The sequence below is a fragment of the Devosia sp. genome, assembly GCF_036563435.1.
Taxonomy (GTDB): Bacteria; Pseudomonadota; Alphaproteobacteria; order Rhizobiales; family Devosiaceae; genus Devosia.
In genome coordinates, this window is record NZ_DATCMJ010000018.1 from 288,219 (window position 1) to 312,254 (window position 24,036).

At 63.4% G+C, this 24,036-nt stretch carries 21 protein-coding genes; 3 read left to right on the forward strand and 18 right to left on the reverse strand.

The window, feature by feature from the left end; translation table 11 throughout:
* Position 1: 1 nt before the first annotated feature.
* From parC to dapA, 11 genes are all read right to left on the reverse strand, one after another.
* Positions 2-2,272, reverse strand: a complete 2,271-nt coding sequence (parC, locus tag VIL88_RS13895; protein ID WP_331989834.1) for a DNA topoisomerase IV subunit A — start codon at positions 2,270-2,272, stop codon at positions 2-4.
* An 846-nt stretch (positions 2,273-3,118) separates the two neighbouring features.
* Positions 3,119-3,826 (reverse strand): DNA repair protein RecO, encoded by a 708-nt coding sequence (recO, locus tag VIL88_RS13900; RefSeq protein WP_331989836.1) that lies wholly within the window; start codon positions 3,824-3,826, stop codon positions 3,119-3,121.
* Positions 3,827-3,962: 136 nt separating this feature from the next.
* Positions 3,963-4,883 (reverse strand): GTPase Era, encoded by a 921-nt coding sequence (gene era, locus VIL88_RS13905; protein WP_331989838.1) that lies wholly within the window; start codon positions 4,881-4,883, stop codon positions 3,963-3,965.
* Entirely contained in the window at positions 4,880-5,587 is a 708-nt protein-coding gene (gene rnc, locus VIL88_RS13910; RefSeq protein WP_331989840.1) for a ribonuclease III, read from the reverse strand. Before rnc ends, era begins: the two co-directional genes overlap by 4 nt.
* Positions 5,584-6,387 (reverse strand): signal peptidase I, encoded by an 804-nt coding sequence (gene lepB / locus VIL88_RS13915; RefSeq protein ID WP_331989842.1) that lies wholly within the window; start codon positions 6,385-6,387, stop codon positions 5,584-5,586. Before lepB ends, rnc begins: the two co-directional genes overlap by 4 nt.
* 32 nt (positions 6,388-6,419) lie before the next feature.
* The gene (acpS, locus tag VIL88_RS13920) at positions 6,420-6,839 is read right to left on the reverse strand and encodes a holo-ACP synthase (RefSeq protein WP_331989844.1); all 420 of its coding nucleotides are present in this window, start codon (positions 6,837-6,839) and stop codon (positions 6,420-6,422) included.
* 76 nt (positions 6,840-6,915) lie between these two features.
* Positions 6,916-7,506 carry an orotate phosphoribosyltransferase gene (gene pyrE, locus VIL88_RS13925; protein WP_331989846.1) on the reverse strand — a complete coding sequence of 197 codons (591 nt, stop codon included), beginning with the start codon at positions 7,504-7,506 and terminating at the stop codon, positions 6,916-6,918.
* Positions 7,493-9,781 (reverse strand): bifunctional (p)ppGpp synthetase/guanosine-3',5'-bis(diphosphate) 3'-pyrophosphohydrolase, encoded by a 2,289-nt coding sequence (locus tag VIL88_RS13930; RefSeq protein WP_331989848.1) that lies wholly within the window; start codon positions 9,779-9,781, stop codon positions 7,493-7,495. Before VIL88_RS13930 ends, pyrE begins: the two co-directional genes overlap by 14 nt.
* 227 nt (positions 9,782-10,008) lie before the next feature.
* Positions 10,009-10,377 (reverse strand): DNA-directed RNA polymerase subunit omega, encoded by a 369-nt coding sequence (rpoZ, locus tag VIL88_RS13935; protein ID WP_056229435.1) that lies wholly within the window; start codon positions 10,375-10,377, stop codon positions 10,009-10,011.
* Positions 10,378-10,460: 83 nt separating this feature from the next.
* On the reverse strand, positions 10,461-10,958 hold the full coding sequence (gene smpB, locus VIL88_RS13940) for an SsrA-binding protein SmpB (protein ID WP_331989853.1): 498 nt from the start codon (positions 10,956-10,958) through the stop codon (positions 10,461-10,463).
* 6 nt (positions 10,959-10,964) lie between these two features.
* Entirely contained in the window at positions 10,965-11,840 is an 876-nt protein-coding gene (gene dapA, locus VIL88_RS13945) for a 4-hydroxy-tetrahydrodipicolinate synthase (RefSeq protein ID WP_331989855.1), read from the reverse strand.
* 220 nt (positions 11,841-12,060) lie between these two features.
* Here dapA and VIL88_RS13950 point away from each other — a divergent pair, with 220 nt between their 5' ends.
* Positions 12,061-14,085: a lytic transglycosylase domain-containing protein gene (locus tag VIL88_RS13950; RefSeq protein ID WP_331989858.1), complete on the forward strand. Its 2,025-nt coding sequence runs from the start codon at positions 12,061-12,063 to the stop codon at positions 14,083-14,085.
* Between the two features lie 51 nt (positions 14,086-14,136).
* Positions 14,137-15,075 carry an alpha/beta hydrolase gene (locus VIL88_RS13955; protein ID WP_331989860.1) on the forward strand — a complete coding sequence of 313 codons (939 nt, stop codon included), beginning with the start codon at positions 14,137-14,139 and terminating at the stop codon, positions 15,073-15,075.
* On the opposite strand, the gene VIL88_RS13960 is transcribed toward VIL88_RS13955, so the two are convergent.
* From VIL88_RS13960 to VIL88_RS13970, 3 genes are all read right to left on the reverse strand, one after another.
* A complete protein-coding gene (locus VIL88_RS13960) occupies positions 15,072-15,233 on the reverse strand; it encodes a hypothetical protein (protein ID WP_331989862.1) in 162 nt (53 codons plus the stop codon). The two genes, VIL88_RS13955 and VIL88_RS13960, sit on opposite strands and share 4 nt — an antisense overlap.
* A gap of 129 nt (positions 15,234-15,362) precedes the next feature.
* Entirely contained in the window at positions 15,363-17,702 is a 2,340-nt protein-coding gene (locus VIL88_RS13965) for an OmpA family protein (RefSeq protein WP_331989864.1), read from the reverse strand.
* A gap of 152 nt (positions 17,703-17,854) precedes the next feature.
* Positions 17,855-19,330 (reverse strand): hypothetical protein, encoded by a 1,476-nt coding sequence (locus VIL88_RS13970; protein ID WP_331989865.1) that lies wholly within the window; start codon positions 19,328-19,330, stop codon positions 17,855-17,857.
* A gap of 438 nt (positions 19,331-19,768) precedes the next feature.
* Here VIL88_RS13970 and VIL88_RS13975 point away from each other — a divergent pair, with 438 nt between their 5' ends.
* The gene (locus VIL88_RS13975; protein ID WP_331989867.1) at positions 19,769-20,506 is read left to right on the forward strand and encodes an SDR family oxidoreductase; all 738 of its coding nucleotides are present in this window, start codon (positions 19,769-19,771) and stop codon (positions 20,504-20,506) included.
* On the opposite strand, the gene nagA is transcribed toward VIL88_RS13975, so the two are convergent.
* Genes nagA through VIL88_RS13995 form a run of 4 tightly spaced genes read right to left on the reverse strand, consistent with a single transcriptional unit; the run spans position 20,503 to position 23,872 of the window.
* Positions 20,503-21,663: an N-acetylglucosamine-6-phosphate deacetylase gene (nagA, locus tag VIL88_RS13980; RefSeq protein ID WP_331989869.1), complete on the reverse strand. Its 1,161-nt coding sequence runs from the start codon at positions 21,661-21,663 to the stop codon at positions 20,503-20,505. The genes VIL88_RS13975 and nagA overlap by 4 nt on opposite strands.
* The gene (locus tag VIL88_RS13985) at positions 21,660-22,727 is read right to left on the reverse strand and encodes an SIS domain-containing protein (RefSeq protein WP_331989871.1); all 1,068 of its coding nucleotides are present in this window, start codon (positions 22,725-22,727) and stop codon (positions 21,660-21,662) included. The genes nagA and VIL88_RS13985 overlap by 4 nt, the downstream gene beginning before the upstream one ends.
* Positions 22,728-23,078 (reverse strand): hypothetical protein, encoded by a 351-nt coding sequence (locus tag VIL88_RS13990; RefSeq protein WP_331989873.1) that lies wholly within the window; start codon positions 23,076-23,078, stop codon positions 22,728-22,730.
* Positions 23,075-23,872: a GntR family transcriptional regulator gene (locus tag VIL88_RS13995; RefSeq protein WP_331990703.1), complete on the reverse strand. Its 798-nt coding sequence runs from the start codon at positions 23,870-23,872 to the stop codon at positions 23,075-23,077. The genes VIL88_RS13990 and VIL88_RS13995 overlap by 4 nt, the downstream gene beginning before the upstream one ends.
* Between the last annotated feature and the right edge of the window lie 164 nt (positions 23,873-24,036).

Here is a 24,036-nt window from a genome sequence, read left to right on the forward strand (position 1 = left end):
CTTACCCCACGAACTTGTTGTTGCGGGGGAAGCCATTGGGCGGCTGGCGGCCGGCGGTGGCACGGTCACCGATCCAGTCGGTGAGTTCCTCCATCGGCTTTGTGAAGGTCCGGCCTGAACTGTCCGTCCAGGTCAGGCCATCGGCGGCATAGAAGGTCTTGAGGTCGGAAATCCCGCCATCCTTGTAGCGCTGGAGGCGGACGCCCTTGCCGCGGCTCATTTCCGCCAGCTGGGTAAGCGGAAACACCAGGAGCTTGCGGTTCTGTCCGATGACGGCGACCCGATCGCCATTCATGGGTACGAGCAGCCGCGCTTCGTCGGGAGAGGAAACGTTGAGCACCTGTTTGCCCTTGCGGGTATTGGCGATCATCTCGTCTTCGCCGACGATAAAGCCATAGCCGTTTGAGGCGGCGATGATGCGCTTCTGCTTGGGCCGGTAGACAAAAAGATCGACGATGTCCTGGCCTTCATCGATGTCCACCATGATGCGGACCGGCTCGCCCTGCCCGCGGCCACCCGGCAGCTTGTCACCGGCAAGCGTGTAGACCTTGCCACCGGTCGTTAGCATCAACAGTTTGTCGGTGGTCTCGCACTTGATCGATTGCTTGAGACGGTCGCCGGCCTTGAAGCCTTTCTCGTCGTTGACCTCCACCGCATGGCCGCGTGGAGCACGAATCCAGCCCTTTTCCGAGAGGATGACCGTGATCGGCTCGCGCTCGATGAAGGCTTCGGTGATTTCGGAGAGGTCAGCATTGGGGGCCGCACCGAGCAGGGTGCGACGAGCGCCCAACGGGTGCGGCGTCCCATCCGCATTGGTCAGCGGATAGGCTTTCTTCAGCGCCTCGATTTCCTTGCTGATGGCGCCCCACTGCCGCTTGTCGGATGCCAAGAGGGTTTCGAGCTGCCCCTTTTCCTTGGTCAGGTCGGCGTGTTCCTTGCGCAGCTCCATTTCCTCTAGCTTGCGCAGCGAGCGCAGGCGCATGTTGAGGATGGACTCGGCCTGAAGTTCGGTCAGCTCGAAGGTCGCCATGAGCGAAGCCTTGGCATCGTCTTCCTCGCGGATGATGCGGATCACCTCGTCAAGGTTGAGATAAGCGATGATGTAGCCGGCAAGCACTTCCAGGCGATGCGCGATCTGCTCCAGCCGGTGGGTCGAGCGGCGGACCAGCACTTCCTTGCGATGGTCGAGCCAGGCCTTGATGGCCTGGGGAAGACCCATCACCTTGGGCACCGCGCCCTTGTCGAGCACGTTGAGATTGAGCGGGAAGCGGGTTTCAAGATCAGTCGTCTTGAACAGCTGCTCCATCAGGATCACCGCATCGACGGTGCGGGCGCGCGGCTCCAGCACGAGGCGGATATCGTCGGAAGACTCGTCGCGAACGTCCTTGAGCAGGGGCAGCTTCTTGGCCAGCAGCAATTCGGCGATCTTTTCCACGAGGCGCGACTTCTGCACGCCATAGGGAATCTCGGTGACGATGATGAGGTAGACGCCGCGGGCGCTTTCCTCGACCTCCCACTTGGCGCGCAGGCGGAAGGAGCCTCGTCCGGTCTGGTAGGAGTGGGCGATGGAACTTGCCGACTCCACCAGCAGGCCGCCGGTGGGAAAGTCCGGACCCTTCACGAACTGAGTCAGGTCCTCGGCGGAAGCCTCTGGATTGACATTGATAAGGTGAAGCGCGGCGTCGCACAGCTCCGACACATTGTGGGGCGGAATGGAGGTCGCCATGCCCACGGCGATGCCGGTGGAGCCGTTGGCCAGGAGGTTGGGAAAATTGGACGGCAGGACCACCGGCTCTTCGTCTTCGCCGTCGTAGGTCGGCTTGAAATCGATGGCGTTTTCGGTGATGCCCTCGAGGAGGCGCGTCGCCACATCGGTCATGCGGGATTCGGTGTAACGCATGGCCGCGGCACCGTCGCCGTCGATATTGCCGAAGTTGCCCTGCCCGTCGACGAGGGGGTAGCGCAGGGCAAAATCCTGCGCCATGCGGACGAGGGCATCGTAGATCGACTGGTCGCCGTGGGGGTGGAACTTACCGATCACGTCGCCGACGATGCGCGCCGATTTCTTGTAGCCCTGGCCCGGATCGAGCCGCAGCAGGCGCATGGCGTGGATGATGCGACGGTGCACGGGCTTGAGCCCATCGCGGGCATCGGGCAGCGCGCGCTGGGTGATGGTGGACAGGGCATAGGAGAGGTACCGCTCCTCGATCGCCTGCTTGAGATCGACGACGCGCTGGTCGTCGGCGGGCGGGAGGGTATCGCTATCGGACATCGGCGGGGAATTCCCAAGGGAACGAATCAGGAAAGCAGTATAGCCTTTACGGCTCGTATGCTCAGGTTTTCCGCCGAAAACCTTTGGTTTCCCCCGAAATATGGACGTGCGGAAACGCCGCCTCGGGTGCGGTCACGGGGGGTCTGCGGTCGATCTAGGGTGAGCGATGGTGGCGAGGCGTCTGCCTCGTGGTTTTAGTTAGGTAGTGAGACAGGGCCTCGCCACCATGCCGGGATTTGGCGCACACGCATCGAGCAATCCGCTTTGCGCCCGAGGAACGGCCTACCATTCGAGCCCAGCTCTCCTGGCCTTTTGGCCTCAGATCTCCCCAGCGGAGCGATCTGTCCTCGGAGCGACCCGGATTGGTGGTCAGCATCCATGCGTGAGCCTGGCGACCCAGGCTCCCCGGCTGTCTCTCCGCTCATCACTCGTCATGATCGCGCTCTGGCGGGAGATAGGGGGCATTGTGCCTGAGGTTTTGGGGGCGGGGATAAGTTTTTGAGTTTGGGTGCCTTGCCCGACCCCCACCCAGCCTCCCCTGGGAGGGGGAGGAGCCGATCGGGGGTGGGCGGGATCGTGCCCTTGAGTGGAGCCGCCCCTCCCCGTTGAGGGGGAGGTTGGGTGGGGTGGCGCCGCTTGCGGTGTAGGAGGAAGAATGGATTCCCGCTTCCGCGGGAATGACGTGGCGAGGAAGCCTGAGCTGGTGGGTGTGCCTCACCCCCACCCAGCCTCCCCCCGGGAGGGGGAGGAGCCGATCGGGGGTGGGGTGGGATCGTGCCCGGGAGTGGAGCCGCCCCTCCCCCTTCAGGGGGAGGTTGGGTGGGGGTGGGGCCGCTTGCGCGCTCCTCAGTCTTCCCGGCTCAGCGTTTCGATCAAGAGGTCGCGCATGGCGGGGCGGTCGAGCTGGCGGGGGGTCCAGACCTGGGCATCGAGAAAGTGACCGGTGAGGCGGAGGGCGGTGGCGATGTCGTGAGGGCCGGCATTGCCGCGGCTGGTGAGGAAACTGGGGAGCGGCAGGAGGCGATCGAGATAGGGCGCCGCGGCGGCGCGGGAGACGGCGCGGCCGGTTTTAGGCGAGACATGGGTCAGGTCGCTCGTGGCGCCGGTGGCAGCGCAGGCGCTGAGATCGAGGCCGAAGCCCAGCTCTTCGAGCAGGGCCAGCTCGAACCGAGCCAGCGCGGCACCATCGGGCGGGGCATCGATAAGACGGAGGCCCATGCCAAGGAGACGATCATGCGGATCGCGCTCGGGCAGCAGGTGAAGCAATTCGCATACAGTCTGGCTGAGATAGAGCCTTGTGCGGTCGGCGATCAGCGCGGCGGCGCGGGCTTCGAGCAGTTCGACGGAGAAGACGCCCAGCTGATCCTCGAGCCGGGCCCGCCAGGTGAGCTGGAGCGTGTTGCCGGGCTGGAGCGCCGCGGCAAGGCGCGGGGACCGGCCACCGCGGACAAGGCCGAAATGGCGCCCGCGGCCCGCCACCATGGCTTCGGCAACGACCGAGGTCTCGCCATGGCGGCGAACCCCGATCAGGAGGGCTTCAGCGGTCCATTCCACCTACCCTTCTCCCCGCTGGGGAGAAGGTGGCGCGGTGCCAAGCCAATGATGTTTGCAACTTGCGGAGAAAAGCGCCCTCACCCGTTTCGGCCTGCGGCCGATCCACCCTCTCCCCGATGGCGAGAGGGAAAGAGGCTCACCCCTTGCCATGGGGGTATTCCAGGCCCATTTCGCGGTAGCGTTCGGGGTCGTCGCCCCACTTCTCGCGCACCTTGACGAAGAGGAAAAGGTGGATGGGGACTTCGTACATTTCCATCAGCTCCTTGCGCGCTTCGGCGCCGATGGCCTTGATGGTCTGCCCGCCGGCGCCGAGGACGATCTTCTTGTGGCTCTCGCGGGACAGGTAGATCACCTGGTCGATCTTGTAGGAGCCGTCCTTCTGGATCTTGAAGCTCTCGGTTTCGACCGTGGAGTTGTAGGGGATTTCGTCATGGACGCGCAGGAACAGCTTCTCGCGTGTGATCTCGGCAGCGGTGATGGCCATGGTGAGATCGGTGAGGTGATCCTCAGGGAAGTGCCAGGGGCCGGGCGGGATGTGCTTGACGCACCAGTCGATGAAATCCTGCACGCCATAGCCCTTGAGCGCCGAGATCATGAAGGTCGCCTCGAAGCGCAGCTTTTCGTTGAGCGTCTGCGACAGGGCCAGCAGGGCCTCGTTCTTGATGGCGTCGATCTTGTTGAGGATGAGGATCTTGGGATGGGTGATGTTGGCCAAGCCCTCGATCAGCGCTTCGAGATCGGGCGTGATGCCGCGCTCGGCATCGACGATGAAGGCAACGAGGTCGGCATCCCCTGCCCCGCCCCAAGCCGAGTCGACCATGGCGCGATCGAGCCGGCGCTTGGGCGCGAAGATGCCAGGCGTGTCGATGAAGACTAGTTGCGCCTTGTCGAGCGTGACAACGCCGCGCACCTGCGAGCGGGTGGTCTGCGCCTTGTGGGTGACAATGGAGACCTTGGTGCCGACCAGGGCATTGAGCAGGGTCGACTTGCCGGCATTGGGGGCGCCAACGAGGGCGATGAAGCCGCAGGACGTATCGACGGATGGGAACTCGGTCATCGGTTTTCCTTCCAGACCTTTTGGGCCAGCAGAAACAGCTCGGCGGCCTTGTGCTCGGCGATCTTCTTGGACGGGCCGGTGGCGCTTAGCGGTGGGAAGTCGCCCAGGGTGACTTCGATCGTGAACTGAGGCGCATGATCGGGGCCCTGGCGCTCGGTCTGGGTATAGGTGGGTGGCTCGAGCCCCCTTGCCTGCGCCCATTCCTGAAGCGTGGTCTTGGCGTCAGCCTTGTTGGCCTGCCCGTCGGCGAGGAATTCCTCGAACATGCGCTCGACGAATTCATAGGCTTTGCCCATGCCGCCGTCGCAGTAGATGGCGCCGATCACCGCTTCGGTGACGTCGCCGAGGATGGCTTCCTTTTCGGCACCGCCGGTGCGCGCTTCGCTCTCTCCCAGATGCAGTTCGCTGCCGAGATCGAGCGTGCGGGCGATGATGGCGCAGGTTTCCTTGCGCACGAGGGTATTGAGCGTGCGGCTGAGCTCGCCCTCATTGGCCTTGGGATAGCGGCGATAGAGCATGTCCGCGACGACAAGGCCGAGCACCCGGTCGCCGAGGAATTCGAGGCGCTGATAGGAGCGTTCGATGCGTTTGGCGGGCGAGATGGCGCTGGAATGGGTCAGCGCGCGCTGGAGCAGATCCGGATCGGCGAACTTGTAGCCGAGCCGGAACTGCAGCTTGTCGTGATTGCGCGGGGCGCGGCTCATTGATGCTGCGTGTCGACGCCCTGGAACATGCGGTCCCAGCGGACATTGGCCGGCCACTGCCAGAGCTGCCAGGGCGGAATGTTGTCCTTGATCGAGAAGAAGCGGGCTTCGGCCTTGGCGATGAGGTTGACGGCGGGAACATAGCCGACCTGGGAGAGGACACGGCTATCGGCGGAGCGGTCGCGATTGTCGCCCATCATGAAGTAGTGGCCGGCGGGGACCACATATTCGGAGGTGTTGTCGAGGGCTGCGTTGTCGGAGATTTCCTGGATGATGTGGGTCGTGCCCTCAGGGAAGGTCTCGCGATAGACAGTGACTTCGACGGTGCGGCCTTCGCTATCGGTATCCTGCGCCTTGCCGATCTCCTCGCGCTCGACCATCACGCCATTGATGTAAAGGCGGCCAGCGGTGACCTGAATACGGTCGCCGGGGAGGCCGACGACGCGCTTGATGTATTCGATGTTCTGCGGCACCGGGCGGAACACGGCGATGTCGCCGCGGTTGGGCTCACGACCGAGGATGCGGTTGCTGATGGGCAGTTCGAAATCAAGCAGCGTGAAGTTGCCGTAGCGGCCCAGCGAGAAGGAGTGCTTGCCGTAGCCCCAAACGAACTTGTTGGCGACGAAGTAGTCGCCGATCATCAACGTCTGCTGCATGGAGGCCGTGGGGATGGAAAAGGGCTGGTAGAGGAAGGAGCGCAGCACGATGGCGATCAGCAGCGCCTCGACCACGACCACGATGGTCTCCCACCATTCGCTGGCGGCAGACTTCTTGATCGACTTGTCGGCGGGCTGAGTCATGTATTTCCCCGGGGAAAGCTAGCGCGGCAGGACTATGCCTTTGTGCCCACTGGGTCAATCGGCAGCGCCTCGATGATGACGAAGGCCTGTGCCAGGCCGGCGTCGTCGGTGATGGTGAGGTGGATGTGGGGCTCGTGGCCGGGCGGCACAAGGCGGGCGAGCGCTTTTGCCGCGCCGTTGGTCAGGTGCATGGTCGGCTTGCCGGAGGGCAAGTTCACTACGCCCATGTCGCGCCAGTAGACACCCCAGGATATGCCGGTCCCTAAAGCCTTGGAGCAGGCCTCCTTTGCGGCGAAGCGCTTGGCGTAGGACGCCGCACGCTGGGCGCGGCGGTCTGACTTGCGCTGCTCGATCTGGGTGAAGCAGCGATCGGTGAAGCGCGAACCGTATTTGTCCAGGGTCTGCTGAATGCGGTGGATCTGGATGAGGTCGGAGCCGAGGCCGATAATCATGCGTGCCACCGCGAGTGCAGGGCCCTCGGACCAAGCCCGAAGGTGACGGCCGGTGGGTGGGACGAGACCTGGTACACTATTTCACACCCTGGATGCCGCGGCTGCCCGGCTTGATGGGCGGAATGGCGGCGAGTTCGGGGGGGAGCTGGTCGGCGGGATAGGCGGGGACCTTGAACTCGATCAGCGACACCAGCGGGACGCCGACATCGGCTTCGCCGCCGGAGCGGTCGATCAGGCAGGCCGCGGCCACAACGTTGGCGCCGATGCCGCGCAGTGCTTCGACGCATTCGCGAATGGAAAGGCCAGTCGAGACGATGTCTTCCACGACGATGACCTGGTCATCGGGCCCGATCTCGAAGCCGCGGCGCAGCTCGAACTTGCCTTCAACGCGTTCGGTGTAGAGCGCCGGGAGGCCAAGGTGACGAGCGGTTTCGTAGCCGGGGATGATGCCGCCGATGGCGGGCGACACAACCTTGCTCACGGCTGGAAATTCGGCGCGGATGCGTTCGGCCAGCGCATTGCAGAGCTTTTCGGTCTGCGCTGCGTATTGAAAGACCTTGGCCTTCTGCAGAAAGACCGGGGAACGCAGGCCGGAGGACAGGATGAAGTGCCCTTCGAGCATGGCACCGCATTCGCGGAAAATGGCCAGGACTTCATCTTTCGTCATCAGCAAACCTCTTGTCGACCTTGCCATCCCATTCCAGCGTCGAGATCATGCTCGCCTCGCGCATGCCCGCGCGCTGGACGGCAGAAAGGCCGGGGCTGCGCTTGAGCGTTGCCAGAACATCGGTCAGCTGCGCAAGGTCGCGCACCTCGATTTCAAAGATCATCTGGTGAAAGTCAGGCGATATCATGCGCATGACCAGATTGTTGATGTTGGCGTCGCAGGCGGCGATGGCCGAGGAGATCTGCGCCAGGGAGCCGGGTTTGTTGACCGATTCCATGGTGATGACGGTGGGGTAGAGCTTGTCTTCAGCGCTGTTGATATTCCAGCGGACGTCTACCCAGGCTACGTCGCTGTCGTGGAGGTCGGTCAGCGCGTCGGAGTGAATGGGATAGACCATCATGGGGCGGTCAGGCTGGAGGATGCCGACCAGCCGGTCGCCCGGCACCACGCCTTCGCCAGAAACCGACACCGGCATGTGGAAGTCGAGCTGGGCCAGTGCAGCCTTGGCGCGGGGGCCCGAGCGCTGTCCGCCGGGCACGCGGAAGCGGAAGAGATCGGTATCGCGCAGGGCAAACCAGCCATCGGCGGTGTCGGCAACCGGCAGGTCGAGCTTGCGGCGCCGCTTGCGCAGGCCCTTGATACGGGCCAGTTCGGTGGCAAGCGGCTCGGAACCGATCTTGCCTTCGCCGACGGCAATCAGCAGTTCACGCCGGCCGGGGAAATGCAGCGCTTCGGCCAGAGCCTTGGCTTCAGCATCGTCGAGCATCACCCCTTCCCGCTCGAGAAGCGTGTTGAGCACGTGCTCGCCCAGCGAGAAGGCGCGCTGCGTCGCCGCATGGCGCACGGAACGGCGAATGGCGGCGCGGGCCTTGCCGGTCGCTGCGATGCCCAGCCAGTTCATGGGCGGGATGTGGTTCTGATCCCGGATGATCTCGACTTCATCCCCCGAGCGCAGCTGGGTCACCAGGGGCAGGATGGCGCCATTGATCTTGGCGCCGACGCAGGTGTCGCCGATGTCGGTATGGAGCGCATAGGCGAAGTCGATCGGCGTCGCACCGCGCGGCAGGGCGATGAGCCGGCCACGCGGGGTGAAGCAGAAGACCTGATCCTGGAAGAGCTCGAGCTTGGTATATTCGAGGAAGTCCTCGGTGGTGGAATTGCCGGTCGTCAGGTGCGCAATGGTGGAGCGCAGCGAGCCATAGGCCTGCGACTCGTTTTCGATGCGGCTGAGATCTGCCGAAGCCCCGTCCTTGTAGAGCGCGTGGGCGGCAATGCCGAACTCGGCGACGCGGTCCATCTCCTCAGTGCGGATCTGCAGTTCGGCGCGCTGCCGGCCGGGCCCCACGATGGTGGTATGGATCGACTGGTAGTCGTTGTGCTTGGGGACGGAGATATAGTCCTTGAAGCGGCCGGGCACGACCTTCCACTTGGTGTGGACGACGCCAACCGTATGGTAGCACTCATCGACCGAGCCGACGATGACGCGGAAGCCGATCATGTCGGAGAGTTGCTCAAGCGCGATCGACTTGCGTTCGATTTTGGAGAAGATCGAATAGGGCGACTTCACGCGCGCCTTGACCCGCGCCGTGATCCCTTCGGCGGCCAGCCGCTCGGTCAGCTCCGACGAAATGGACGAAATTGTCTCCCGGTACTCGGCCTGCATTTCGCCCAAGCGGGCGGTGATAGCCTCGTAGTGGTCGGGCTGGAGTATTTTGAACGAGATATCTTCCAGCTCGTTGCGCATGTCCTGCATGCCCATGCGCCCGGCGAGCGGGGCATAGATATCCATGGTCTCCTGGGCAATGCGTGTCCGCTTTTCGGGCGGCATGTATTGCAGGGTGCGCATGTTGTGGAGCCGGTCGGCGAGCTTGACCAGGAGCACGCGAACGTCCTGGCTGATGGCAAGGAGCAATTTGCGCAGATTTTCCGCCTGCGCCTCCTCGCGGGAGACGAGATTGAGCCGCTCAATCTTGGTCAGGCCATCGACGATGGCGCCGATCTCGGAGCCGAAAAGCTGGTCGATCTCGGCGCGGGTGGCGTCGGTATCCTCGATGGTATCGTGCAGCAGGCCCACGGCAACCGAGGCGTCATCGAGCTTGAGCTCGGTCAGGATGGCGGCCACTTCGAGCGGGTGATTGAAATAGGGATCGCCCGAGGCACGCTTCTGCGACCCATGCTTTTGCATGGCGTAGACGTAGGCCTTGTTCAACAACTGCTCGTCGACGTTCGGGTTATAGGCCTGAACGCGTTCGACAAGCTCATACTGACGCATCATGGGAATAGGTCGCCGCAAGCTTAAGCAATGAGCTTAGCGCTTTGGAGGGAAATGGAAAGGGTGGAGAAGACCTCATGGTGAGCTTGTCGAACCAGGAGGTCGAGGGAGTGGAGCCTTGAGTGCCACGACCTCGTCCTTCGACAGACTCAGGATGAGGTCTACTGAACTACCAGAAACAAAACACCCCCGGCTCGCGCCGAGGGTGTTGGAGGGCGATGTGCCGGCTCTCAGTCGTCGCGCCGCTCGGGCGGAGCGAGGCTTTCGATGCCGCGCAGGAGTTCTTCTTCGCTGATGGTGTCGAAGTTGATCGAGTCGTCGTCGCCGGCGCTTTCGATCAGCGGGGCGGCATGGCTTTCGGGCTCGTCGACTTCCACATACTTCTGCAGCGAGTGGATCAGGTCTTCGCGCAGGTCCTCGGGGGAGATGGCGCCATCGCCGATCTCACGCAGGGCGACCACAGGGTTCTTATCGTTGTCGCGCGCAACAGTGATCTGCGCGCCGGAGGAAATCATGCGTGCACGATGGGCCGCCATGAGAACGAGATCGAAGCGGTTGTCGATCTTTTCGATGCAGTCTTCAACGGTGACGCGGGCCACAGACGTCTCCAAAATTTATGGAATGAACGCCTCCCATACACGAAGGGTCCGGGAGGCACAAGGGCTGGCGGCTGGGGCGCGCCCTACCCTCGCCCGCCTTCCTTCATGATGCGGGACTTGTCGCGGTTCCAGTCGCGGTTGCGCTCGGTTTCGCGCTTGTCGTAGTTCTTCTTGCCCTTGCCGACTCCGATCAGGAGCTTGGCGCGGCCCTGGTCGTTGAAGAAGAGCTTGAGCGGCACGATGGTATTGCCGGCGCGAGCGACTTCCTGATCGAGATGGGCCAATTGCTTCTTTGATACGAGGAGTTTGCGCGGGCGCTTTTCTTCGTGGTTGAACCGATTGGCCTGCAGGTATTCGGGAATGTGGGCATTGATCAGCCACAGCTCACCCTTTTCGGGCGAGGCATAGCTTTCGGTGATCTGCGCCTTGCCGAGCCGCAGCGACTTGACCTCCGTGCCGGTCAGCACAATGCCCGCTTCAAGCGTTTCACCGATTTCGTAGTCGTAGCGCGAGCGGCGGTTCTCAGCCACGAGACCGTGGCTGATCACACCATTTTTGCTCTTGTCGTTCTTGGCTGCCATAGGGACTTAGATAAGACCCGCATGGGCCATTGCAAAGTCCAGCGCGTCCTGCGCCGGCTTGCTGACCGGCACGATGGGCAGCCGGGCTTCGTTGGCGCAAAGGTTGAGCCGGTTGGCGGCATATTTGGCCGGAGCCGGGCTCGGCTCGATGAACAGGTCCTTGTGCAGATAGGCCAGCTTGTCGTTGATGTCGCGTGCCGCGGCAAAGTCGCCGGCCAGCGACAGTTCCTGCATCTGGGCACAGAGGCGCGGTGCGACATTGGCCGTGACGGAAATGCAGCCCTGGCCGCCATGGGCGTTGAAGCCCAGGGCCGAGCTGTCGTCGCCGGAGAGGAGAATGAATTCGCGGCCCAGCTTGTTGCGCTGCATGGTCGCGCGTTCCAGGTTGCCCGTGGCATCCTTGACGCCGACGATGTTGCTGTGGGAGTCGCGCAGACGGGCGATGGTGTCGACCGTGAGGTCGACAATGGTGCGGCCCGGGACGCTATAGAGAATAACGGGAATGCCCACCGCCTTGGCCACGGCCGAGAAGTGCTGGAACAGCCCTTCCTGGTTGGGCTTGTTGTAATAGGGCACGACCGATAGGACAGCATCGGCGCCGGTGTCTTCCGCAAAGCGCGCAAGTGATACGGCTTCTGCGGTTGCGTTCGAGCCTGCCCCGGCAATCACCGGCACGCGCTTGTTGGCGACCTCGATGCAGATCTCGACCACGCGGCGGTGTTCTTCATGGCTAACGGTCGGGCTCTCGCCGGTCGTGCCCACGGGTACCAGGCCATGCGAACCCTCGGCGATCTGCCAATCGACAAAGCTGGCGAAGGCTTTCTCATCCACCGCCCCATCGAGCATGGGAGTGATAAGTGCCGTAATCGATCCTCGCAGCATTTGTCGAAAATTCCTCGGTTTGGTTTGCCACAGTTCGGTCGCGGCAAGGTGTCATAGAACGGCTTCAGCGCCGTTTTCGCGCGGCGCACCATAGTTTTTATCGCGCCCCTTAACAACGGCTTGTTGCGCTTTTGGGCGGCGCCGCGTGGCGCAATGGGATGTTTACCATAAGCGGGTAGCCTCATTTCAGGCGGCTGGCCTGCGGCATAAGGGATAGCGGATGAAGCGGAGCTTTCGCGAGGCATTGGTGGCGGCGCTGCTGACGCTTGCAGGCATCGCCGCCCTCTCCCCGGTCACCGCCAATGAAACGGTTGATCAGGTGACGACTGGCTCCATCGCGCCGGCCAGCGCGGAAACGGCCGTCGTCAGCAAGGGCAGCGCAGCGTTCCAGGCGGCGCTCAAGACGCTGGTCGATGGTGACGCTGCTGCCGCGTTTGAAGCGGCCGAAAAACTGCCCGACATAGTGGAGCGGCGCGCCGTACAATGGGCCGCCATTCAGTTCAGCCCGGGAAAGATCGACTACGAGGCCGTTGCACGCTTTTCGGCGGAAGCAGCCGAGTTCGCGCCCGCAGCGCTCTACCAAACGCGCATCGAGCAGGCGCTGGCGCAAAGCGGTGCCGGTGAGGACGTGGTCGCAACGGTTTTGGGGTCCGAGGCGCCCAACACGGTGGAGGGCAAGATCCTCCTGGCGCGAGCCTTGTTGGCAGAGGGCAAGCGTGACGAGGCAGCGGCGCTCGCCACCAGCATCTGGACCGAGAACTTCCTGACGCAGGCGCAGGAAAGCACTGTTCTTGCGGGGTTCGGCGAGCTCCTGGACCGGGATGACCATTGGGTGCGTGCCATGCACCTGATGATGCACGACCGGGCGCGCGGCAGCGAGCGCCTACTGCCCTTCCTGTCGGCGGCGCAAAAGACGCTTGTCGTCGCCCGCTCCGCGGTGTCGCGCGACGCGCCCAATGCCAAGGCACTGCTCGACAAGGTCGATCCAAGCCTCAGGGACAATCCCGTCTATCTGTTTTCCAGGGCGCAGCGGGCGCGACAGTTCGAGCTCTGGCAAGATGCAGTCGATTGGCTCGACAAGGCGCCGGACGCTGTGCCGGATGCCGCCGAGTGGTGGTATGAGCGCCGTATTCTCGTCCGCAAGCTGCTCGACCTTGGGCAACCGGACCTCGCCTATCGGGCAGCGGCGGGTTACCGGAACGGGCCTGAAGCGCGCATGGTGGATGCGCTGTTCCATGCCGGCTGGATTGCCCTTGCCTTCCTCGACGACGCGCAGGCGGCGCAGCGCCACTTCAGCGAAATGACGGAACACACGACGCTACCCGACAGCATCAGCCAGGCCAATTACTGGCTGGCGCGGGCCAATGCCGCCTTGGGCGAGTTCGACGCGGCACGGACGGCGCTCGAAGCTGCTGCCGCCCATGGCACGGTCTATTACGGTCAGCTGGCACGAACCGAACTGGGCGAGGCGGGCGCCGAAATCCGGCCCCTGCCCGAAATCGGCGGCAGCCAGACGCTGTTCGATGCCAATCCCGCCGTCAAAGCCGTGCGGCTGTTGGCGGCGAACGGACAGCAGCGTTACGCGACGACGCTGTTGCGCCACCTTGGCACTACGCTGGAGGATGGCGGGCAATTGCTGCTGGCGGCGCGGCTGGCCGAGCAGATCGGCGCGCACCATGTGGCCATTGCGATCGCCAGCGGGGCGGATCAGCGCGGGATTGCGCTTGATCCGCTGAGTTTCCCGGCCGATGCGCGACTGGCGAAGGCGGAACTGGCAGCGGATCGCGCTGCCGTCTATGCGGTGATGCGGCAGGAATCGATGTTCCAAGTGGATGCCGTGTCGGCGGTGGGCGCGCGCGGGCTGATGCAGCTGATGCCCGGTACGGCGCGCGAGGTGGCCGAGGAGGTGGATGTCGACTACTCGCCCAGCCGGCTGGTCAGCGATGCCGCCTACAATGCTCTCCTGGGCTCGACCTATCTGGCGACGCAGCTCGAGCGCTATGATGGCTCGCTGGTTCTGGCGGCAGCGGCCTATAATGCCGGGCCGGGCAATGCCAACAAATGGATTCGCGCCTATGGCGACCCGCGTGCCGACAATGTCGATCCGGTGATCTGGGTGGAACTGATCCCGTTCCAGGAAACACGGACCTATGTAAAGCGCGTGCTGGGCAATTACCTCGTTTATCGCGAACTGCTGGGCAATAGCCCCCTGCCCCTGCAACAGGCGCTGCGGACAATTCGGTAGACTGCGCTTGTTATGGCTTGAGAAGCGCGAACTCGACGATAGAGTGCGGCCATGGCCCGCAAGCGTATCGTTCCCGCCGATCATCCGGCTTTTGCCAACCTCCCTGTTAACCTGATCCCGCTGGCAAGCGGCGTCAGCGCGGCGGTGCATGTGGCGGGCAATCTGGGAACGCGGCGGCTGCCGGTGGTCTGCATCCCCGGCTATCAGCGCAACATGAGCGACTTCGGCGACTTCGCCGCCTATTTCCTGCGGGCCAGCGGTGGCGCCTGGCCGGTGGTTCTGCTCGACCTGCCCGGCCGCGGCCGCTCTGACGACCGACCGCAGAAGGAGACGTATAGTTCGCTCAGCGACGCGCGCGATGTTGCATCCATCCTCGCAGCGCTCGGGATTGGGCAGGCGGTGATCCTTGGGCAAGGTCATGGCGGACAGGTGGCAATGGCTCTGGCGGCGCAACACCCGCTGCTGGTGGCGGGAACCGTGCTGCTCGATGCCGGGCCCGTGACGGATTCGCGTGGCATCGTGCGGCTGCGCAACAACTTGGCGCATGTGGAGAACCTGCGCGGCGCCAAAGCCGTAACGGCAGGCTTCCGGCGCATCCTGGGCGGGGACTACCCCGGGCTTCCCGAAGGCCAGCTGGAAGCGCTGATCGGCCGCACGCACCTTATCGACAACCGCGGACGGGCTCGCCCGCTCTATGACGGGCGACTGATCGCGGCGCTTGCGGACATCAATTTCGATGACGTTCTGACTGCGCAATGGCCGCTGTTCGATGCCCTTACCTGCGCACCGCTCATGCTTCTCCGTACGCAATTGACCGACCAGTTGCGCCGGCAGACATTTGACGAGATGACCCGCCGCCGCCCCGACGCGGCGGCTCTGACCATTGCCGGGCAAGGCTCGCCCGCTTTGTTCGACCAGAGCGAGGAGATCGAGGCGGTGGCCGAATTCGTGCTTAAGACCGGCAACGACCTGCTTGGCCGCGCTGCCTAGCCGACCTGTTTGCTGATTTTCGAGATGGGCGGCGTGACTTGGCGGGTACCGCGGGCGGCATGCAGAACGCGCCTGGTGCCGTAGCCGAGGATGCAGCCGAGCAGATAGGCCGACAGCAGCAGAAGAGCGGCTTCTCCCAGGATCACGATGTCGAACATGGCCGTCACCGATCCTTAGGCGCGAAGCTGCGCCAGCCGACCACAAGACCCATGGCGGCCGCAGCGGCGAGATAGGGCCAGTAGAAGCCCAGGAGGTAAAGCAGGGTCGCCAGCGTCACGTTGCCTGCCCTATCTGCCCGGCTGCACGGTAACGACGATGCGCCGGTTGATGCGCTTGCCTTCCGGTGTCGCATTGTCGGCGATTGGCTTGGTTTCGCCATAGCCGACGGCATAAAGGCGGCTGGCGGAGACGCCCCGCTCCACGAGAGCGGCGATGACCGCTTCGGCGCGTGCCACCGACAGAGCCATGTTGCGGCCGGCCTCGCCGTCGGAATCGGTATGGCCCTCGATATGGACGGTGGCATCCGGGCAGGCGGCCAGGTCGATCGCTAGTTCGTCGAGCGCCGCGCTGGATTCGGCGGCTATGGCGGCAGCACCGGGCCGGAAGAAGATCGCGTTGCGGGCGGAGAACTGAGCAACAGGCGCGGTGCAGGCTGTGATGTCTGACTGAGGCGACGGTGGCGTCGGGGCGTTTGCTACCGGCGGAGCCGTGGCTGGAGCCGGTTCGTCGGGCAGCGGTGCGGACGCCTTTTCGGTTTCTGCTGGCGCAGGTGCTTCCGTGACGGCTGCCGAACGCTCCGCAGCCGGAGGAGCAATCTCTTCTCGCTGGGGGGCCACTGGGTGACTTGGTGGCGGCGTCGCTTCGGCAACTGAGGCTGCCGTGGGCTTCATCGGGTCAGAGGCCGGCGGCGCGGGCTCTTCAACGGCCAATGAAGGGGGTTCCACCTGCGGGCTTGCTGGCAGTTGCGCCAAGGACATGGACCAGCCTTTGCCTGCAAGCTGCTGCGTGGTGAAGGACTGCTCGATGGCAGCACGGGCAGCTTCGGAACGGGGCGTGCCGGTGAGGATCCAGCCTGAGCCGTCATAGCCGATGCGGCCATCCTCCAGTTGCTGAAGCAGTTCAAGGCCGACTTGCGTTGACGCGACGAAGTCAGTTTGGGCACCTGCGGCGTAGGTCAGGTCCTCTGAGGCTGCCGGCCCTGCGGCTTCAAGGATCTGCTCACGCGCTGCCGCGTCGGGAACGAAGCCCGACAAGGCGATCACGCCTCCTGACGCCTTCGTGGCCGTCCATTCATAGTTCGCAGCGACAGGAGGCTTGATGTCGATCGCGGCCAGTTCGACGGCAGTAAGGCCCTCGGAGAGCATGGCCATAAGTGCTTCGTAGTCGGCGCTGGAGCGGGCGATGCCGCTGACGGAGAGTCCATCCTCGCGCAGAGACACGCGTCCTTCGCTCATGAGTTTGAGAGCGCGGAGGCCGAGAGCTGTTCCCGCCTGGTAGACGTCCGGCGCGCCGCGGCCGAGCTTGAGGTAGTTGACATCGGCACCCTCGACTGCGGCGAAGGCGTCGCGGGTTTCGTCATCTGGGGCATAGCCGTCGAAGACGATCACGCCGCCCGGTTGCAGAGTGGCGCTTGTCCAATAGTCGTCAATGCGCGGCGCTTCGAGCACGACAATGGAGTTGGAGGAGCGGAGGGTGTCGACGACGGCCTGCGCCACCGCTTCGGATGGCGGTGCACCGGTCAACCGGCTCTCGCCGTCGATGATGGTGGCGGTGCCATATTCAAGCTTCGCCAACTGCTGCAGTAACTTGTCTGAAAGCTCTGAAAAGCCTTCAGGTTCGCCTGATCCGAATACCAGCTTGGAGGTGAGCGCAATCGCACTCAGTTCAGCGGTCCGCAGGCGTTCCGCCGTCCCCTGATCCGGAACGGTGCCGCTGATGGTGATGCGCTTGCCGTCGAACTGGGCCGACCAGGTATAGGGGGCAACTAGGGGCGGGACGATTTCGACTGTACCGAGCGTCAGACCGGCGGGCGGACCGGCGCGCATGATGATGTGGAGGTCGCGATAGTCGCGAGACGATTTGGCACGTCCGCGCAGCGAGAGAGTGGTGTCCGAAAGGCTGATCTCGCCCTGATCAAGGTGTTTGGCGTTCTCGACGGCGAACTGTGCACCTGCCAACCAGGTCTCGCGCTGGGGCATGCCGGAGCGGATCTCGAGCGAAGCCGCCTGGAGTTCGGCGCGAGAGAGTAACTGGGCGCCGGTAGTTTGGTCGGGGACGCCGCCGGAAAGCTTCACGCCTTCAGGTGTTGCTTCGGCCTTGAAAGCGAAGGGATTGGCGGCGGGGGCTAGTGCGACTTGGTCGAAGACGCTGCGGACGGCCTGGAGAGCGAGAAGTTGGCGGAGGGCGGTCGCGGTATCCTGCTCATCTGTGCTCAGGCCCGACAGAAAGAGGTTGCGGTTTTGCACGGCAACGTCGGCCCAGGCGTGCCCTGCCCTTTGCAGCGCGGCCCGTCCGGCAGAGGAGATATCGCGGTCGATGGAAGCTGCGGTCATGGCAACGCAGAACGGGGTGCCGCAGAGCACGATCACGGTGCCGGGAAGGACCCACTTGATAAGGTCTCTGAACATGCCAATCCAGTCAGTCGTCGTATCTGTACGACGTTAGAGCATTGTTAGGATTAAGGAACGGTTTCGGAGACGGGCTTGGTAGGTGCTAGGCCGCAAAAGCAGAAAGGCCCGGGGTGAGCCGGGCCTTTCCGTAGAGGTCGGTAATCCGAAGATTACTGGAAGGACTTTGCAGCCTTGAAGGTGACCTTGTAGGCGCCGTTCTGCTGAACGGTTGCGCCGAGCGAGGACGAGAAGCCGCCGCCAGGAGCCCAGCCGAGTTCGGCCTTGGCGTAGAAGTCGGAACCGGCGGCGCGGAGAGCGGCACCAGGAGCAGCAGCAGCCGTGTCAACGTCGTTGCCGTAGACACCGATTTCACCGGTGATCTTCAGGGTCTCGGTGACAGCAGCGATCAACTGCAGAGCGACCTGGTAGGAGTCACCAACGCCAGCGGTACCGTCGTTGAAGTAACGACCGCCAAGGTTCAGTTCGATGCCTTCAGCAACCTTGGCGCCCACGGAGCCGCCGAAGCCGAAATCGGTGTTGCTGTCGACAGCAGCAAGGCCGTTCACAGCGGCTGCTTCAGCCGACAGAGCGATCTTGAACATGTCAAAGTTGGCTTCACCCGAAACCAGAGCGTTCCAGTAGGTGGCATAGGTGGTGCCAGCAGCGTCAGAGAAGCCACCGAGCGAGCCAGCAGCACGAACCTTGAACTGGTCAAAGGTTGCGGTCACGCCAGTGTGGATGAGGTAGGTATCGCCAGCGTTGCGCTGACCATCGAGCAGGCCGCCGACTGCGCCGCTGATGTGGGCGGTGACGCCCGAACCAGCGTAGTCGAGAACGCCAACCAGGGTGCCGGCCTTTTCAGCGCCGGTAACGGCGGGCAGACCAAGCGGAACAGAGGCAGCGAAACCGCCTTCCGAACCGAGGTTTTCCAGGCCGATCTTGGCGATGAAGCCTTCACCAACGTTGGTCCAGAGCTGGATGACGTGGTTGCCGAACTTGGGAGCGAAGCGATCGAAGTCGTTCTCGTCGACAACGGTACCGACGTCGGCGCGCTGCGAGATGAAGAGACCGGTGAAGTTGAACGGCTCGTCGTCACCCTTGTTGAAGATCGAACCGCGCTTACCAGCGGTCAGGACGGTGGTGTCACCAACCTGGACGTAGGCTTCGTCGATCACGACGACATTGCCGGTTTCACGCTGCTCAACGCCCGGGAAACCACCAACAGCGGTACCACCGTTGCGGACGCGACGACGATCGTCGTGCTTGATCTTGATGACGGCAGAGGCAGGGCCGAAATCGCTACCCGAGGTACCGACGAACTTCAGCCAGGACTGAACGCGCGATTCCCAGTCGTTGTTGGACGTACCAGGGATCGACGAGGCGCGGTCGATGTTAACCGAACCGATCAGGCCACCGAGCGGGGTTGCGACAGGAGTCGCGCCGTCGCTGAAGTTGCCCCAATTGAATTCATACTTCACTTCGCCCGAGATCTGCAGGCAGTTGGTGTCGGACGAGATGGTCAGGCCCGAGAGGCCGAGCTCGTCGCAAACGTCGAGCGAGGTGAGGACGCCGAGATCGGCAGCGAAGCCAGCGGTCGAGAGACCGGCAGCAGCAACAGAACCGAGGATAAGGCTCTTGAGTTTCATTGGTTGACCTCCAAAGTCAGTCATTTTTTGTGCCGGTTACCCAGCGGTTTGTCGAAACGCGACCACACTATCGTGGTGCAGTGTGTTGCCGTCGCGCTGCGACCGACAAACGATCCCATGCATGGATTCGCAGGACCCACTCTACGCATGGCGAAAAAGGACGCAATCTCGCAAAAGCCGTTTTGGACCTGCCACAATATGGTTGCAGAGTGGATGTTGCAGATTCAGCACACAGCTGGAAAGGTTTCGTTAACCTTTCTAAACGGGCGGTTAAATATCGTTCAATTGGCGGGGTTTAGCGGCCGAAAGGCTGCTTTTTAGCGGAGAGACTAAAGAGTTCTTTGCCGTCTGAAGCTGCTGACTTGGTGTGGCGCGAATGTGCACAATCTGCGGCAGGACTGATAGCAAAGTGTTGGCACGTAAGGAGGAGCTACTTTGATGAGCGAGAAGGTCGGGGTGGTGACGGGTGGAAGCTCGGGCATTGGCAAGGCCGTTGCGATCGGTTTGGCTCGTGCGGGCTACGATGTTGCGATCTGCGGACGGCGGGCCGAGGCTTTGGCAGAGGTCGCCGGGGAGACAGGTGGGCACTGGAGCGTGTGTGACGTTGCCGACCCCCAAGCGGTGGCGAGCTTCTTTGAGGATGTCCGCGCGCGGTATGGGCGGGTGGATGTGGTCTTCAACAATGCCGGCCGCTTTGCGCCGGCCGTTTCGTTCGGCGATCTGGACGTGGCGACCTGGCGGGAGATGGTGGATACCAATCTCAACGGCGCCTTCTATGTGGTGCGGGAGGCGTTCCGGATGATGCGGGCGCAGCAGCCGCAGGGTGGGCGCATCATCAACAACGGTTCGATCTCGGCGCATGCGCCCCGTCCGGGTGCGGCGTCCTATACGGCGACAAAGCATGCGATCACCGGCCTGACCAAGGCCATCTCGCTGGATGGCCGGCCGTTCAACATCGCTTGCGGGCAGATCGATATCGGCAATGCGGCAACGGACATGACCAGTCACATGAATAGTGGATCGCTGCAGGCCAATGGCACCACCATGCCCGAGCCGACCATGGATGTACGGCATGTGGTGGATGCGGTTCTCTATATGGCCGGCCTACCGCTTTCGGCGAATGTGCAGTTCATGACGGTGATGGCGACCAACATGCCCTTTATCGGACGCGGCTAGGCGCGCCAGACTTGGTGGCCGGCGATCCAGGTCGATTGCACCTGGCGGGTCTCCGACAGGTGGAGGAAGCTGGCGACGGCGGCGGGCTTCAGGTGACCGTGGGTTTCGTTGATCCCGAGGGCTTCGGCGGGATAGAGCGCGGCCATGCGGAGGGCTTCTTCGAGCGGCAGACCGATCTGGGTGTGCATGAACTCGACGGCGTCGATCATGTCGAGGTCGGCGCCGGCAAGGGTGCCGTCGGCGAGGCGCAGGGCGCCCTTGGCTCGGGTGATCGTGCGGCCGTTGAGGGTCAGCGTCTCGAGTTCAGTGCCGGTCTGTGACATGGCGTCGGTAACAAGGAAGATGCGGCCAGGACCCGCCTTGGCGCGCAGGGCGATCTGGATGGCGGCGGGATGAACGTGGATGCCGTCGGCGATAAGGCCGGCATGGATACGGTCGGTGGCAAGCACGGCGCCGACGACGCCGGGTTCGCGGTTGCCGAGCTGGCTCATGGCGTTGAACAGATGGGTGGCCATGGTGGCGCCGGCGTCGAAGGCTTTGGCAGCGGTTGACAGCGGGGCATCGGAGTGGCCGATGCTGACGATGATGCCGGCCTTTGCTAGTCGCTCGATCTGCTGGGGCGATACCGTTTCGGCAGCAACTGTCACGAGGAGGTTCGGCAGGGCGGCCCGGGCGCCGAGGAGACGCTGGAGGTCGGAATCGTCCATGGGACGAATCAGGGCCGGATCGTGCGTGCCCTTGCGGGCGACGGAAAGATGGGGGCCTTCGAGATGAAGGCCGAGGAAGCCCGGTACGCCTCCCAGTGCCGCAGCCTTTCCGGCTGCGATGGCGGCGACGTTGACCTCGACCGTATCGGTGATCAGGGTTGGCAGCAGTGCCGTGGTGCCGAACTGCCAATGGGCGGCGCAGATGGTGCGGATGGCATCTAGGCTCGGATCGTTGTTGAACAGGACGCCGCCGCCGCCATTGACCTGGAGGTCGATGAAGCCGGGCACCAGCATGCCACCGTCGAGGTGAACGGTTTCGGCACCATCGGGAATGGCACTGGAGGCCACGATGCCGCTGACGTGACCGAACTCGACCAGCAGGGCGGCGTGGTCGTGCCAGTCATGGCCATCGAAGATACGGGCGCCGGTAACCGCGAGAAGGTCGCTCATACGGTTTCGGTGACCTTCTTGAGCGCCGGGGGAACATCGGGGTTGAGGCCGCGGTGGCGCGACAACTGTTCGACAAAGCCATAAAAGGAGACGATCAGCGCCAGTGGGTCAGTGATCGGATGTCCGGTCGAGGCAAAGGACAGCGCCTTGGCAGCGCCGGGAAGGCTGCTGGTGAGGAAGGCCAAGGCACCCTGCCCGGCCAGCTTGTGCGCCATGTCAGCCACGGACGACTCGGCGGCATCACGGGCAGCGAGGCCAAGGACGGGATAGCCGGGACGCACAATGGCGACGGGACCGTGCATGACTTCGGCGGCGCTATAAGATTCCGCCTGAATGTTGCAGGTCTCCTTGAACTTGAGCGCAGCCTCGTTGGCAATGGCAAACCCTGGTCCACGGCCGAGCACATAAAGCGCGTCATGGCCATCAAGTGCAGTGACGAGTTGGGACCAGTCGCAGGCGACGGCCTCGGCCAAGGTTTCGGGAAGGTCGTTGACGGCAGATGCGAGCGCGCTGTCTCCGCTCCAGCGGGCGATGAGGGCGAGGCCAGCGACGACCGAGGTCACGAAGGTCTTGGTGGCCGCGACGGATTTTTCCACGCCGGCATGGAGATCGATGGTGAAGTCGGAGGCATCGGCCAGAGGCGACGCGGCCGTATTGGTGATGGCGATCGTGGTGGCGCCGGAGCGCCGGGCCGACTGGGTCATGCCGACAATGTCGGGGCTCTTGCCGGACTGTGAGATGGCGATGGTGACGGCGCGGTCGAGCTTGAGATCCTTGCCATAGATGGAAGCGATCGACGGACCTATAGAGGCGACCGGAAGGCCGAGAGTCAGCTCGATGGCATATTTGAGATAGGCAGAGGCGTGGTCAGAGGAGCCGCGCGCGACTGTTGCCACGAGCGCCGGATCCTCTTTGCGCAGCCGTGCGGCGGCTGCATCGAGAACCGCTCCACTCTGGTCCAGAAAGCCGGCAACGACTGCGGGAATGGAGTAGATCTCCTGGCGCATGAAGGTTTGGTTGCCTGACGAAGCGTCGACGCGGTCAGTCTGCAAGCCAGTGCCCATCTATCTGCTTCCTCCGGTTCCCTGGATCGTCATCTCGACTTCTCCTTCCGCATCCATCACACACTTACCTCCGCCGGCCATCCAATTGCCCTGCAATCCTAACGCCTCGGGGCCATTCTCCAGAGCCCTCCTGCCCAGCTTGATCAGTTTGACCGTGCTGCCACACATTGCATCCACGGCCTGAGGGCTAGTAGCGGGTATGGTCACACGGACAAATGTTTTCGGTCGCACCCCATCGACGATCTTCTCGTAGAGGAGATCCACCTGATAGGTCAGGGGCTGGGCTGTCGACGGCCCTGCCAGGCCGACCAGCACGAGGCCGGCAAGCAGGCCGATGATTGCGCGCTTCATTCCTGTGTCCTCACACTTCCACTGCTAGGCGAGTCACCAAGGCGGAGCTCGGCAACGAAGTCATAGGTGTCGCCCCGATAGATCGAGCGGGTGAATTCGATGACCCGGCCCGAGGCGAGATAGGAAGTGCGCTCGATGTGAAGGCCCGCGGAGCCCACCGGCACCTGCAGCAAAGCCGCGTTCTCGTCGTCGAGATTGGCGGCGCGGATGCGCTGGATGGCCCGCACCGGCCGACTGCCCGATTGATCGAGATGCTTATAGAGACTGTCTGCGATCCGATCGGGATCGGGGAGAATGAAAGAAGAGAGGCTGGCGCGTTCGATGGCCAGCGGCGTGTCGCCGCTGAGACGGAGGCGTGAGACCCGTGCCACCTGCTCCCCTGCCGTAAGGCCGAGGACGATGGTTTCCTCCGGTGACGGCAGGTAGACGCCGCGATCGAGCCATTCGGCGCGCACCGCCATGCCGCGGCGCGCCATATCTTCGGTGAAGGAGGTGAGCTGGGAAAGCGACTGCTCCACCCGCTGGGTCAGTGGTGCGACAAAGGTGCCGGAGCCATGGCGCTGCACCAGGACGCCGTCCTTGACCAGCTGGAGCACGGCCTTGCGCACGGTAACGCGGGAGACATCGACCTTGGTAGCGAGATCGCGCTCGGATGGCAGGGCATCGCCGGGATTGACCGCACCGCTATGGATGGCATCTTCGATCCAGCGCTTGAGCTGGAGGTAGAGCGGACCACCTGCAGGTAGAACCACCGGTCCGTCAGCAAAGAAACCATTCGACGCCGTCGCCACCATGTCCCCCTTTGCCCAAGCCGCGGTCGAGTCGACGCCACGAACCGGCGCCGCCTCCTGGATATAATACCAATAACATACCATTCACCAAGCACCAAATGCGCTATGCACAGGGGCAGCCTGCGTGGTGTGAAAGGCGGCAGCCGGACTGGACAAGTGGTATTTTT

Coding starts and splice junctions, on each gene's coding strand:
- VIL88_RS13985 (WP_331989871.1), bottom strand. CDS start 22,727: ATGGGCACTGGCTTGCAGACTGACCGCGTCGACGCTTCGTCAGGCAAC.
- smpB (WP_331989853.1), bottom strand. CDS start 10,958: ATGGCAGCCAAGAACGACAAGAGCAAAAATGGTGTGATCAGCCACGGT.
- dapA (WP_331989855.1), bottom strand. CDS start 11,840: ATGCTGCGAGGATCGATTACGGCACTTATCACTCCCATGCTCGATGGG.
- VIL88_RS13960 (WP_331989862.1), bottom strand. CDS start 15,233: ATGTTCGACATCGTGATCCTGGGAGAAGCCGCTCTTCTGCTGCTGTCG.
- lepB (WP_331989842.1), bottom strand. CDS start 6,387: ATGACTCAGCCCGCCGACAAGTCGATCAAGAAGTCTGCCGCCAGCGAA.
- VIL88_RS13930 (WP_331989848.1), bottom strand. CDS start 9,781: ATGATGCGTCAGTATGAGCTTGTCGAACGCGTTCAGGCCTATAACCCG.
- VIL88_RS13975 (WP_331989867.1), top strand. CDS start 19,769: ATGAGCGAGAAGGTCGGGGTGGTGACGGGTGGAAGCTCGGGCATTGGC.
- pyrE (WP_331989846.1), bottom strand. CDS start 7,506: ATGACGAAAGATGAAGTCCTGGCCATTTTCCGCGAATGCGGTGCCATG.
- nagA (WP_331989869.1), bottom strand. CDS start 21,663: ATGAGCGACCTTCTCGCGGTTACCGGCGCCCGTATCTTCGATGGCCAT.
- VIL88_RS13995 (WP_331990703.1), bottom strand. CDS start 23,872: ATGGTGGCGACGGCGTCGAATGGTTTCTTTGCTGACGGACCGGTGGTT.
- rnc (WP_331989840.1), bottom strand. CDS start 5,587: ATGAGCCGCGCCCCGCGCAATCACGACAAGCTGCAGTTCCGGCTCGGC.
- acpS (WP_331989844.1), bottom strand. CDS start 6,839: ATGATTATCGGCCTCGGCTCCGACCTCATCCAGATCCACCGCATTCAG.
- era (WP_331989838.1), bottom strand. CDS start 4,883: ATGACCGAGTTCCCATCCGTCGATACGTCCTGCGGCTTCATCGCCCTC.
- VIL88_RS13970 (WP_331989865.1), bottom strand. CDS start 19,330: ATGAAACTCAAGAGCCTTATCCTCGGTTCTGTTGCTGCTGCCGGTCTC.
- VIL88_RS13965 (WP_331989864.1), bottom strand. CDS start 17,702: ATGTTCAGAGACCTTATCAAGTGGGTCCTTCCCGGCACCGTGATCGTG.
- VIL88_RS13950 (WP_331989858.1), top strand. CDS start 12,061: ATGAAGCGGAGCTTTCGCGAGGCATTGGTGGCGGCGCTGCTGACGCTT.
- parC (WP_331989834.1), bottom strand. CDS start 2,272: ATGTCCGATAGCGATACCCTCCCGCCCGCCGACGACCAGCGCGTCGTC.
- VIL88_RS13990 (WP_331989873.1), bottom strand. CDS start 23,078: ATGAAGCGCGCAATCATCGGCCTGCTTGCCGGCCTCGTGCTGGTCGGC.
- VIL88_RS13955 (WP_331989860.1), top strand. CDS start 14,137: ATGGCCCGCAAGCGTATCGTTCCCGCCGATCATCCGGCTTTTGCCAAC.